We start from the raw sequence: 12736 nt of genomic DNA on the forward strand, positions 1-12736 counted from the left end.
TTCATCCGGAAGGCGATCACTCTGCGAGGTTACGGCCATGGCGGAACCGAGAATTCTCCTTGAAAGCGGCACCAACGAGCTCGAAATCGTCGAGTTCATGATCGATGAAACCGGCCCCAACGGCGAGACGGTCCACTCCTACTTCGGGGTGAACGTGGCCAAGGTCCGCGAGATCATCCGCAAGCCCCAGATGTGGAAGGTGTTCAACGCCAATTCCGCCGTGTCCGGCATGATGAAATTGCGGGACAAGGTGATCACGGTGGTGAACCTGGCCACGGTGCTGGGCAAGGAATACAGCGCCCTGACGCCCGACCGTGTGGTGGTGCTGGAGTTCAACCGGATGATGGTGGGCGTGCTGGTGAACGGGGTGTCGCGCATCTACCGGATTTCGTGGGAACAGGTGGAGCCGCCGGTGCGGACCATCGAGTCGGCCTACGTGACCGGCGTGGTGAAGATGGAGGACCGGATCATCCTGATCCTCGACTTCGAGAAGATCGTGGGTGAGCTCTGCACTGAAGAAACCCTGCGGGCCCTGAGCGAGGACCAGCTCCTGCCCGGTCCGGTGCTCGACCGCTCCCAGCGCCGCATCCTCGTGGCGGACGACTCCGCCTTCATCCGTAACAGCATCTGCACAAGCCTGCGCGGGGCCGGCTACAACGTGGAGGAGGCCGAAAACGGCGAAGAGGCCTGGAACATGATCCAGGACAAGCTTACCCGCTGCCGCGCCGCCGGGGTCAACCTCAGGAGCGAGCTGGACCTCCTGATCACCGACGTGGAGATGCCGAAGATGGACGGCCTCCACCTGACTACCCTGGTCAAGAAGGACGACGTGCTCAAGGAGTTGCCGGTGCTGATCTTCTCTCACTGGCCAGCGACGACAACAAGCGCAAGTGGAAGGACCTGGGCGCCCTGGACATCGTGACCAAACCCGACCTGCCGAACCTGGTCAAGATAGCTGACAGCGTCATGCACTGAGATTGCGGCGGTATCTGCCTGCACGGCCCCGGGGGAAAATCCTCCGGGGCCTTTTTCATGTCCGGGGACCTTGAACGTCGCGGGAGGCAAAGGGGGCATTCCGTGCTATGATGGCGACAATCGCTCTGCCGGCAGGTGATATGGCCTTCTCAAACCCTGAACCCGAACTTTCCGTCATCGTCCCCACCCTGAACGAGGCGGGGACCGTGGGAACGCTGCTCGCCGCGCTGGCCGCGCAGCGGGATGTGGCCCTGGAACTCCTGCTCTGCGACGGCGGCTCCGCCGACGGCACCGTGGCCCTGGTGCGCGGCCGCGCGGGGGATTTCCCCTTTCCCGTGACCGTCACGGAGACCGCGCCCGGGAGAGGGCGCCAGATGAACGCCGGCGCAGCCGCCGCCCGGGGCGCGACGCTCCTGTTCCTCCATGCGGACAGCATCCTTTCCGACCCCCTGGCCCTGCGGCAAGGGCTCGACCACCTGGCCGCGGCCACCAGGGGCGACGGGCGGATGGCCGGGCACTTCCGGCTCCGATTCGCCGGGGACGGCCCGTCTCCCCTCGCCTACCGCTTCTACGAACGCAAGGCGCGGCTCCACCGTCCCGGCTGCACCCACGGGGACCAGGGGCTGCTCATCCCCCGGGAGTTCTTCGCCCAGGTGGGGCCCTTTGACGAGGATCTGCCGATTATGGAGGACGTACGGCTGGCGGAGCGGATTGCGGCGGCGGGAACGTGGGTGCTGCTGCCGGCGGAAATCGTCACCTCGGCCCGACGGTTCGAGACGGAGGGGCTGCGGGAGCGGCAGACCCTGAACGCGATCCTGATGAATTTCGCCGCCATCGGCTGGCAGGAGGGGGTGGAGGAACTGGTGGCCGGCTACCGGAGCCAGGACCGGTCCGGCCGTTTGCGGCTGGGGCCGCATCTGGCGCGCATTGCCGGGCTGACAATGGCGCTCACCCGGCGGGAGCGGCTCCGGCTCTGGTACCGGACAGGGGGCTACGTGCGGGGCAATGCCTGGCAGATTCCGTTCTTTTTGGACGTCCGCAATGCCCTGCGCCGGGGCGGGGACAACGACGCCACCCCGCTCCTCTCGCTCCACGACCGCTGGTTCGATCCCCTGACCGACAATCCGGCGGGCCGGGCGGCGGCGGCGCTCATGGTGTTCCTCTGGTTCAGGCTGACCCTGCGCCGGGAGATGAGAGACTGCCCAGGGATTCGACGAATCCCCTGACCTGCATCAGGTCCTCGGGGGAGATGTCCATGAATTCGATCCCGAAACCGGACGGGAACCGGGGTTTGACCCGCCCGTCGACACCATTGAGCCAGGCCACCCGCCCCCGGGCCCTGACCGGAGCGCCGCCGGGGATGGTGATGGTGATCTCCACGCTCTCTTCCCGGGCAACTCCATGGTCGATGGCCAGGTAGAGGCCGCCCACGCTGATGTCGGTCGTGGTGCCGGTCAGTTCCTGCTGCTCCGTGCGGCAGGTGACCGGCAGAGAGAAGGAAATCCGCTGTTCCCTGCGGTCGATGTCGGGGATGTACTGCCGGCCGATCTCCAGGAACAACCGCCGGTCCACGGGCTTGGTGATGTAGCCGTCGCAGCCGGCCCGGGCGCAGAGTTCCTGATCGTCGGGCTTACCGGCTGTGGTCACCATCACCACGGGGGTGTCCCGCAACTCCAGGTCGTTTTTGATGGCGATGCAGCAATCGACTCCGTTCATTTTCGGCATGTTCAGGTCCATGTAGACCAGGTCGGGCCGTTCACTACGCACCAGCTCCAGGGCCTCCTCGCCATTGCGGGCGGTAAAGACCCGCACGGGGGAAAAGCGCAGGAAGCTCTTCTCCAGCTCGAGCATGAGATTCACGTCATCGACGATCAATACCTTCGGCTTTGCCATGGGTCGCACCTGTTCCTTTCATCACCGCGCTACCTCTATCCGTATCGGCAGGAATGCCGATTCCTTGATTCTGCCTTGTCATATTTCCACCAACACTGCCGGAGAAAAAAGTCCCGCAAAACCACAGACCGTCAATGCGAAAGGAACCCGTCACCCCCTCCCGCGCGGGTGAACCGGGCGCCCCGGCGGCTCAGACCACGAGCCGGGCGAAATCGGCCTCAGCGGTCACGGTGACCGGGGAGTGGCAGATGAAGTCGCCGTCCACCTGAACCGGCTTGTTGCCGCCCACGGTCACTCTCCTGGCCGAAAGAACCGAGACGCCGCAGCCGGCACCGCGCCCCGCCACAACCCGAAGGCAAGGAAGAGGTAGCGCCAGCGGGACGGGTTCCGGATCAGGACGACCCGGAACCCGTCCTGGAAGAGGCTCGCTCCCGGCGCCAGGACAAAGGGCCCCCCGTACCGGGCCGCGTTGCAGATCACCGCCCCGTGGCAGGGGATGGCGACGCCGTCCGCCTCCACCTCAAGGGGCCGCCGGTCCCAGGCGGCAAAGGTCCTGAGGGCCGAGAGAAGGTACGCCCCGGCGCCGAAGCGTTTCTTTTCGTCGCTGCGCACCCCCTCCACCACCTGGCCGTCGAACCCGATCCCGGCCATGAGAAAAAAACGCCGCCTCACCCCGAATCCCTCCAGGAGCCCCGTGGCGAGAGGCCGCGTTTCCCGGCGCACGATCCGGGCCACGGCATCCCCGGCGGAGCGCAACCCCAGCTCGCGCCCCAGCACGTTGGCGGTGCCGAAGGGGATGTAGCCGAGGGTGGCCCGCCCCGGTTCGAGGCCGTTCAGCACGCCGTTGACAGTCCCGTCTCCCCCGGCGGCGATGACGAAGGGGTGCTCCTCCTGCGCGCAGAGCCGGGCCGCAAAGACGGCCGCATCGTCGGGGCCGCCGGTGAGAAGCAGGTGAGGGGCCAGCCCGCCCCGGCGCAGGGCGTCCACGGCAGCGCGGACGGCGGTCTCCGAATAGCCTCCCGACACGGGATTGACGATGAGGGTGCAGCGATCGGACATGGACTTCCTCCGGGCGTTTGGGCCGGGCCATTATCCGGGCGGACGGGGTACCCTGTCAACCGATTCTCCGTGGAACCGTTAATCCGGACATATCTGACAACAGCGGCAGGTTCCGCACTGAAAGGAGACACCATGCGCAGAAGAATCAAACTGGCACTGGCGGCACTGACCGCCGTCGCAGCTTTGTCCGGCACCCAGCAGGCGGTTCTGGCCCAGACCGATCCGGCGCCGGGAGCCGGGATGGGGAAAATGCGGGGCAGCGGGGGGATGAATAAGATGGACCCGGCCGAGCGACTGAAACGGATGGAACGGCACCTTGGGCTGACCGAGGAGCAGAAGACGGCCATCGCGCCGATCCTGGCCGAGAAGGACGGGGAGATGAAGGCCGTCCGCGATGACGCCTCCCTGAACCGCACCCAGAAGCGCGAGAAGATGCGCGAGATCCGCGACCGCTACCACGACCGGGTCGGCGCCATCCTCACCCCGGAGCAACGGCAGAAGGCCGACGAGGCCCGCGATCGGGCCCGCGAGCGCTGGGAAAAACGCCAGCAGCGTGCCAAGGACCGGCCGAACTGATTGGATGACCGGGTTGGGGCCTTCGGCTGAACGGAGGCCCCAACCCGCTGGCAACGCGGCATTGCAGCGCAGAACGGCCCTCAAGAGGCTCCAACAGGCCGCAAGGGGTTGCGGCACCATTCCCTCCTCGTATATACTGATTCATCGCATTTCCACAGCCGCCTGACTCCGAGGACCCACCCCCATGACCCTTCCCTCCTGGAAAAAGATCCTGCTGTACGTCACGGTACCGCTGGCGCTCCTGTGCGGTCTGGTCTTGACTGTGCTGGTGGCGCGGCTCCACGAGCTGGATACCTACAAGGACCAGCTCCTGGCGGAACTCCGGAGGGAACTGGACCGCCCCGTGACCTACGGCACGGGGAAGGTGTCCCTACGGTTCGGGCCGGCCTTCACCTTTACCGATGTGCGGATACTGGAGCGGGACGGCAACACCCCCTTTGCCACCGTCGCCGCGATCCGATTCCGGCTGGCGCTCCTCCCCCTGCTGGAGAAAAAGGTCATCCTGCGGCGGGTAGAACTGGAAAAGCCCGTCATGCAGCTCGTGCGGCACGAGGACGGAACCCTCAACATCGATGATCTCCTGCGCGAAAAGGAGACGAAGAGCGCGGTGCAATTGCGGGTGCGGGGGGTGAGGGTCAAACAGGGGAGCCTGACCTTTACCGACCGCGCGGCAGCCGGCGGCCCGCTCGTCACGACCCTCAGGGACGCCGATCTGTTCATCGGCCGCCTGGTGCGGGGCAAGGAAAGCCCCATCTCTATCGAAGGGCGGCTCGCGGACGGAAAGAACGAGAGCCCCGTGGCCATCGAGGGCAAGCTGAAGCTGCCCGCCAAGGACGCCCCCCTCACCACCGCGCACCTGGATGCCCGGGTGAGCCTCCACAACATCAACGCGAGCCACTACTGGCCCTATTACGGCAGCCGCGTCCCGTTCCAGCGCATGAGCGGGCGGTTCAACCTTGACTGCACCGTGGACGGCACGCCGCTCGATTTCACCTCCAAGGGATCGCTGCAGGTGGCGGGACTGCGCTTCGCCTACCCGGAGGTATTCCGCCAGCCCCTCACCCCCGCCGAGGTACGCCTGACCTATACCCTGACGCGAACCCCCCGGGAGGTGAACGTTTCGTCCGTCGACTTCCGCATGGATGGCCTCACCGTCAAGGGGGGGTGTGCGGTGAAGGACATCCACACCCCGGACCCCCGCATCGTGGCCTGGACCACCATTGCCCCCTTCAGGCTGGAAAAGTTCTTTTCCTACATCCCCTTCGGCATCATCGCCGACGACGCGTCCCAGTTCATCGAACAGCACATCAAGGCAGGGTACTTCCGGGTGGACGAAGGGCGGCTCGACGGCCGCGTGAGCCAGATCCTGACCATGGAGAAAGGGGAGAACTACAACGTGCTCCGGGTGCGCGCCACTGCCCTGGAAGGGGCCGTGATCGACATGGGGGACGGCTGGCCGGTCTTCAACAGCATCAAGGGAGACCTGGAGCTGGCCGGCAAGAACTTCACCCTGCGCAACATGTCGGGGAAGTTCGGGACATCTCCCTTCACCCTCAACGGCATGATCAGCGACTACTGCCTCGACACGCCGTCGGGCTACCCCTTCAAGGGCGTTTTCACGCCGCGCAAGGCGGAGCTGGACTGGCTCTTCGGCAAGGAAGCCGCGGCATCGCTCCAGTTCACGGGCGACTCGATCCTCAACCTGTCCGGCGAAGGGGGAACGGCATCCTACACCTTTTCCGGCGACTGCAACCTGACCGCCGCTGACTACTCCTACGGGAAGTCCTTTGCCAAGCCGACGGGCCAGGTAAACAGCCTGGCGTTCCGGATGAACCTGCTCCGCAACGGCGACCGGTCCCTGTCGTGCCAGTACGCGCTCCCTCCCCTTGCCCTGTCTATCGCGGCCCGGTTCCAGGACGGGAAGAGCCTCCCCACGCAGCTCGACATCTCCTCGAACCAGTTTGCCATGGGGGCGCTCACGGCCAACATCCCCGAGGCGAAGCCGTACCATCCCCAGGGGAAGATGCAGATTTCCGCCCGGGCGGAGGGGGTGGCCGAAAGTCTGGCCGACATGAAGTGGAGCGGCCTGGTGGCGCTGGCGGGGGCCTCCTTCAAGCCGGCCGAGTCGGTGAAGCCCCTCAGCAACGTGACCGGCACGCTCCGGTTCAAGGGCAACTCCCTGGAAAGCCCCCGGCTCTCCCTGATGCTCGGCAATTCGCCGCTCCAGGGCAAGGGGTCCCTGACGAACTTCAGCGATCCGTCCTTCACCCTGGAGGTCTCGTCCCCGGCCCTCGACCTGAACGACGTGGGCCTGAGGCACCCCAAGGGCGCCGTGAAGATCCAGAATCTCCAGGGCACCCTCACCTACCAGGACGACGTCCTCAAGATCCGCTCGCTTGCGGGCAGAATCGGCTCGTCCCAGCTCTCCGCCAAGGGGACCGTGACCCAGATGCGGCAGCCCACGGTCGATGTGAGCGTCACCTCTCCCGCCATCGACCTGGACGACATCCTGGCCCTTTCCGCCCTGGAACGGGAACGGAAGCAGGGGGGCGAAGGGGGGGCAGCCACCGTGAAAGCCACCATAGACGCCGATTCAGCCTCGTTCGGCAAGCTGGCGGCCCGGCATCTCCACACGGTCGCCCACTACGAGAACGGCATCCTCTACCTGCAACCCTTCGAGTTCAGCGCCTACGGCGGACGGATCTCCGGCACGCTCCGGGCCGACGGGGGGGGAAACGGGTCGGCCCGCTACCAGGTGAAGCTCAAGGCGGACAAGGTATCAGCCGAGCCGCTGATCAACGCGGTTGACCTGATCCCGGGCGACGCCATCGTCACCGGCACCCTGTCGCTCCAGGCCGACGTGACCGCCAGGGGGGCGACCATGGCTGACCTGCGAAAAAGCCTGCTCGGTCACGCCACCCTCCGGTTCGACGACGGCAAGATGCGCAAGTTCAACGTGCTGTCAAAGGTATTCTCGATCCTGAACGTGTCCCAGCTCCTCAAGTTCCAGCTTCCCGACATGGTCAAGGACGGCATGCCCTACAACAGGATCACCGGTACCTTTGCCATGAGCGACGGCGTGATCTCAACGGAGGACCTCTTCATCGACAGCAATGCCATGAACATTTCCACCGTGGGCAAGATCGATCTGGTCCGGGAGGAGCTTGCCGTCACCGTGGGGGTCCAGCCCCTCCAGACCGTGGACAAGGTGGTCAACCGGATTCCCATTGTCGGCTGGATCCTGACCGGCAAGGAGAAGCACTTCATCACCACCTACTTCGAAGCCAAGGGGAAGATCTCCAACCCCACCGTCACCGCGATCCCGGTAAAATCCATGTCGCGGGGGGTGTTCGACATCTTCAAGAGAGTATTCCAGCTCCCCGCCAAGCTGATTACCGACACGGGAGAGGTGGTCATCGGAAACTGACCGTCGCGGCAAACGGGCCGCCGTTACTCATCCACAACTTTTGCTGTTGTAAAATATTCGGGATGTATGGTAGCTTTTGCCCTTGTGATAAACCAACCACAGGAGGATTCAGGTGAAAAGATCAGTATTGGTTGCGCTCGCCGTTGTATTGCTCGCCGCTGCCGGATGCAAGGATAAGCCCAAGGCCCCCGAGACTGCGCCCGCACCGCAACAGCAGAGCGGTATGCCCGCCGGCATGCCGGCCGCCCCCCAGGGTGAAATGCCCAAGGATGCCGTTCACGGCGGCGGTGACCCCCACGCCGGTCTCAAGCCGGTTGAAGTCCCCGCTGGCGTAGGCCACAAGGGCAAGGTCCTCTCGACCATGGACGCTGCCGGCTACACCTACCTGGAGGTGGAAGAGAAGGGCCAGAAGCTCTGGGTTGCCGTCATGCAGACCAAGGTCAAGGTCGGCGACCAGGTGGAGTTCCCCGATTCGCCGCCCATGCTCAACTTCCACAGCAAGACCCTCAACCGGACCTTCGAAAAGATCATTTTCGCTCCGGGCATCAGGATCGCCGGCAAGTAACCGGCCGACAGCAATGCAAAAGGCGGCTCACCCCATGGTGGCCGCCTTTTTTCGTTTCCTCTGCCCGCGCGTCCCTGCCCTCCAACTCCTTCAGCCGCTCCCGGACCTTCCGTCCGACCCACCCAAGGGTTCCCACCAGCCGGACCATGGACCGCTGCACCGTCGCGTCCTTCCTGACAAAGCAGGCATTGTCCCTTTGCCGGGCACCATGGCATCCGTTTAGAGGTGATGCTGAAGAATCGTGTTGAGGGAGTGGGGGGCCGGTTGGCGATGCGGGCCTCCTCCGCATCGCTGCCTGGTGGGGCTTATGGGCGAGAAGAACCCGCAGTGCCGAATTCTCGTGCTATCCTGGCAGCGAGCGGAATATCCGCCGGGAGAAGATCGAAGGCGGGCACCTCCGCCGGCGTCACCCAGCGGTGCCCGGCCACGTCCAGTTCCTGCAGTTCACCGCCGGTCCAGGTGCAGCGGTAGGCCAGCACCATCACGGACCGCTCCGGGTAGCGGTAGTAGATCACATCATAGATACCCTCCACGGCCACCTCCATGGCAAGCTCCTCCCGCACCTCCCTGACGATGCACGCCTCGGGATGTTCCTCGGGTTCCAGCTTGCCCCCCGGGAACTCCCAGAGCAGCGGATAGGGCGCGTCCGGCCTCCGTCGGGTCAGGAGAATCAGGCCGTTGTGCTCGATAATGGCGGCAGTGACGATGAGCGGGTACATGATGCCTTAAAAAAAAATCCGGCCCACGGACCGGATTCTTGAGTGATTGACTGACAGGAGCTATTTCAGCAGGCCAACGCCGAGGGTGTCGTTGGCAAGGATCTCTTCGAGTCCTTCTTCTTCCGCGCCGCTCAGCAGGTCGTCCAGCGCGAGGATATCGGGGTTGATCTGCGAAATCCGCTTGGCACCGATGAAGCGGGCGCGGTAGTAGGGGGTATCGATCGAGGAAATGACCACCCGCCGGTCCCGGGAGGAGGCGTGAATCATCTTGTTGTTGCCGAGGTAGATGCCCACATGGGAAGGAAAACGAGCATAGGTGTGGAAGAAAAGAAGGTCGCCCTTCTGGAGGTCTCCGGTGGCTACCGGGTTGCCCACATGGAACTGCTCGCGGGCGGTGCGGGGGAGGGTCACGTCGAGCTCGCGGAAGACGTGCTGGACAAAGCTTGAGCAGTCGAGCCCCTTGCGGGTGGTGCCGCCGAAGCGATAACGAGTGCCGATGAAACTGTAGGCGGTCTTTTTCAACTCGGTGACGCCGTCGCCGCCGAGGGTTACCCCCTTGGTGAAATCGGCCTGGGAGTCTTCGCCGTTCTCGCCCACGAGTTCCGCGAGGCTGCGCTCGTATTCGCTTTCATTGTAGATGTCGAGGCTCTTGAGAGGCTTCTTGAGGGCAAGCTTCCTGGCCGGCTGCCCCTCGTCGGCAACGGTCCGAAGCGCCAAAACCTGGCCGGCCTTGATTCCGTTCTTGCCAAGGCTGTTCAACCGGCGCAGATCATCCACGGATACGCCGGTCTTGCGGGCGATCCGGATCAGAGTGTCGCCCTTGCGCACCTTGTACGTCGCGACCTCGGCCGCGGGCTCCGACGCGGCTGCCTCGGAACGGGGAGGAACGACCAGAATGGTGCCTGGTTTTACGCGAGTATTGGCAAGGTTGTTGGCTGCTTTGAGATCGGCGACGCGGACGTGATACTTGCGGGCTATGGAAGAGAGGGTTTCGTTCTTTTTTACTTTATGGCTTTTGGCGGCAAGCGCCAAGGAGGGTAAGGCCAAGAGGATGAGGACGAAGGTGGTAAGTCGCAATCGTATACTCATGTATCCCCCTTCCTTTTTGTTTTATTAAACACCGTGTGATAGGTCGCATTTTGTAACAAACCGTCACACCAATGTCAAACTTTTTCCTTTAAAGGCACGGCACATCAACTACTTACCGGAAGTAACCACTGTCACCCGGACCGGTTCATCACGCAACACCCTGATCTGGGGCGACGGCGAGACGACCCGCCGCTCCACGACTCCGCCCCGGCGCAGGGCGGAAAGATCCACGGTTTCCGTGGGCAGGGATTCGAGCCCTTCCAGGAGATGGCCGGGGCCCTCCACCATCACCGCATCGGGGTCCACCGTCACGCCCCTGACCTTTGCCCTGCCCGGGAGTTGTCCCGCAAGCTTCGGCCGCACCCGGAGCTGCTTACGCTCCTTGCCCGCAATGGTCACCTTCACCACCGGTGGATTGATGCCGGTCACGACCACTCCCAGGGGCAGATTCAGATCATCATCCTTGACCGCGAGGCTGTTGACCCCATCGTGTACGGCCGCCAGGTTCAGGTCGGCCACCAGGTCAAGCTGTTTGGGCGAAGGGATGAGGCTGGTGAAGACCTTGAGCTGGACCTCCACCGACTCGGGAACGCTCTTCACAAGAACCGAACTGGAGGGGAGGTTGTGAAACTTGATCGGCACGGTGACCGTAAAAATCCCGCCCTCCTTGGTGGTCACCACCAGCCAACCGGCAATAACAATGAGCGTGATGACCATTTTCGGCACCAGGTTGCGGAGGAGACGCTGGCGCAGGGTAAAGGCAACGTTTTCAGGGCGTTGGGGATAGAGCAGCCCCCGGACCACCTCGGCAAACTCCTCCGGAGAGGCGATCTTCCGATATTCTCCTGCAAGCGCCATGCCTACTTCGCCCCGCTCTTCCGACACGATGATGACCACGGCGTCCGACCGTTCGCTGAGCCCGATGCCGGCCCGGTGGCGGGTGCCGAAGTTCTGGGGGAGCTCTGTCTTCATGGAGAGCGGCAGGTGGCACGACGCCTGGCTCACCCGGCCGTCCTTGATGATCACGGCGCCGTCGTGCAGGGGGGTGCCGTTCCGGAAGATGCTGCCCAGGAGGTGGCTGCTCGGAAGGCCGTCGACCTTCACCCCGTGCAGGAGGTAGTCGTCCAGGGCCTCCTGGCGCTGGAGGACGATGAGGGCGCCGGTCCTCTCCCGCGCCAGGCCGAAAACGGTACGGCCCAGTTCCGCCAGGTCGAGCTCGCCCCCCCCCTCCTGCCGGCCGATAAAGGTCCGCAGCAGGCTGAAGCGGTACAGGGCCTGGCGGATTTCCGCCTGGAACACGACGATAATCAGGACGAAGAGGACCGTGCCGAGCTCCTGGAGAATCCAGCTCGTCATGAACAGTCCCAGGTTGCGGGTGACGAAATAGACCCCGGCCAGGATCCCGAGCCCGATCAGGACCTGCATGGCGCGGGTGTGCCTGAACCAGCTATAGAGCCGGTAGGCCAGGAAGCTCATGATGATGATGTCGGCAATATCCTGCCAGCGGATCAGATGAAACACGCGGCTGCCCCGTTTATCCCGGAAAAGGTTAAGCCCCGCCCATGCGCCGCCCCTCGAAAGTACTGGCAAGGACGGGCCGTTTTGTGCTACAAACGACAGGCTTTGTTCAGAACGTGCGAAGAATTTGGATTTATATCACTTCTTTGGTGGCAAGGACAGAAAAATATCATGTACCGGCTTACGGAAAAAGGCGAGCGCATCCGCGACATGTTCAGCGACATCGCCCCCCGCTACGACTTTCTCAACCGGCTCCTGAGCTTCGGCGTGGACCGGCGCTGGCGTCGAAACGCCGTCAAATGCATACGGTGGAGCGAGGGGGGGCGCGTGCTCGACGTGGCCACCGGCACCGGCGACGTGGCCCTGGAGATCGCCCGGCAGACGCCGCCGTCGGTCGCCATCGTTGGCGTCGACTTTTCCGAGGGGATGGTGACCCTGGGACGCCACAAGGTGGCCGGCTCCCACTACGCGGGCCGGATCACCATGGAAATCGCCCCCTGCGAGGCAATCCCCTTCCCTGATGACACCTTCGACTCGGTGACCATCGCCTTCGGCATCCGCAATGTGGTGGACCGCCGCCAGGGGCTCTCCGAGATGCTGCGGGTCCTCAAGCCGGGCGGCCGGGCGGTCATCCTCGAATTTTCCACCCCCCGCTCGCGGCTCTTCAAAAGCATCTACTCGTTCTATTTCCTCCGGGTCCTTCCCGTAATCGGCGGACTGTTCTCGCAGTTCAGCGCCTACAAGTACCTGCCCGATTCGGTGCTGGAGTTCCCGAGCCAGGAGGAGTTCAAGGCGCTCATGGCCTCGGTCGGCTTCCGCGATACTGCCCACCGGAACCAGACCTTCGGCATAGCCACCATCTACACGGGCGAAAAAGGGCTGAAATAGCGTAGTTTCTTGACATCGCGCCCCGGA

9 protein-coding genes and 2 pseudogenes are annotated in these 12736 nt (G+C 64.0%); 6 read left to right on the plus strand and 5 right to left on the minus strand.

What is annotated here, in order from left to right; all coding sequences use genetic code 11:
* The first annotated feature begins 37 nt into the window (after window positions 1-37).
* Window positions 38-975: pseudogene (locus A2G06_12270) on the plus strand (chemotaxis protein CheV).
* A 140-nt stretch (window positions 976-1115) separates the two neighbouring features.
* On the plus strand, window positions 1116-2201 hold the full coding sequence (locus tag A2G06_12275) for a glycosyl transferase (GenBank protein ANA41678.1): 1086 nt from the start codon (window positions 1116-1118) through the stop codon (window positions 2199-2201).
* On the opposite strand, the gene A2G06_12280 is transcribed toward A2G06_12275, so the two are convergent.
* Both A2G06_12280 and A2G06_12285 read right to left on the minus strand, forming a co-directional pair.
* Window positions 2143-2868: a two-component system response regulator gene (locus A2G06_12280; GenBank protein ID ANA40916.1), complete on the minus strand. Its 726-nt coding sequence runs from the start codon at window positions 2866-2868 to the stop codon at window positions 2143-2145. The two genes, A2G06_12275 and A2G06_12280, sit on opposite strands and share 59 nt — an antisense overlap.
* A gap of 190 nt (window positions 2869-3058) precedes the next feature.
* Window positions 3059-3927: pseudogene (locus A2G06_12285) on the minus strand (diacylglycerol kinase).
* 132 nt (window positions 3928-4059) lie between these two features.
* Between A2G06_12285 and A2G06_12290 the strand changes: the two are divergent.
* The 3 genes from A2G06_12290 to A2G06_12300 all read left to right on the plus strand — a co-directional run bounded on the left by A2G06_12290 (window position 4060) and on the right by A2G06_12300 (window position 8495).
* Entirely contained in the window at window positions 4060-4503 is a 444-nt protein-coding gene (locus tag A2G06_12290) for a hypothetical protein (GenBank protein ANA40917.1), read from the plus strand.
* 184 nt (window positions 4504-4687) lie between these two features.
* On the plus strand, window positions 4688-7930 hold the full coding sequence (locus A2G06_12295; GenBank protein ID ANA40918.1) for an AsmA family protein: 3243 nt from the start codon (window positions 4688-4690) through the stop codon (window positions 7928-7930).
* A 112-nt stretch (window positions 7931-8042) separates the two neighbouring features.
* Window positions 8043-8495, plus strand: a complete 453-nt coding sequence (locus A2G06_12300) for a hypothetical protein (protein ID ANA40919.1) — start codon at window positions 8043-8045, stop codon at window positions 8493-8495.
* Between the two features lie 305 nt (window positions 8496-8800).
* On the opposite strand, the gene A2G06_12305 is transcribed toward A2G06_12300, so the two are convergent.
* From A2G06_12305 to A2G06_12315, 3 genes are all read right to left on the minus strand, one after another.
* Window positions 8801-9214: a DNA mismatch repair protein MutT gene (locus tag A2G06_12305; protein ANA40920.1), complete on the minus strand. Its 414-nt coding sequence runs from the start codon at window positions 9212-9214 to the stop codon at window positions 8801-8803.
* 60 nt (window positions 9215-9274) lie between these two features.
* Window positions 9275-10303, minus strand: coding sequence for a peptidoglycan-binding protein LysM (locus tag A2G06_12310; protein ID ANA40921.1), 1029 nt, complete (start codon window positions 10301-10303; stop codon window positions 9275-9277).
* Window positions 10304-10411: 108 nt separating this feature from the next.
* Window positions 10412-11824: an adenylate cyclase gene (locus A2G06_12315; protein ID ANA40922.1), complete on the minus strand. Its 1413-nt coding sequence runs from the start codon at window positions 11822-11824 to the stop codon at window positions 10412-10414.
* Window positions 11825-11992: 168 nt separating this feature from the next.
* Here A2G06_12315 and A2G06_12320 point away from each other — a divergent pair, with 168 nt between their 5' ends.
* A complete protein-coding gene (locus tag A2G06_12320) occupies window positions 11993-12709 on the plus strand; it encodes a ubiquinone biosynthesis methyltransferase UbiE (protein ID ANA40923.1) in 717 nt (238 codons plus the stop codon).
* Window positions 12710-12736: the final 27 nt, after the last annotated feature.

The sequence above is a fragment of the Geobacter anodireducens genome (genome assembly GCA_001628815.1).
GTDB classification, from domain to species: Bacteria; Desulfobacterota; Desulfuromonadia; order Geobacterales; family Geobacteraceae; genus Geobacter; species Geobacter anodireducens.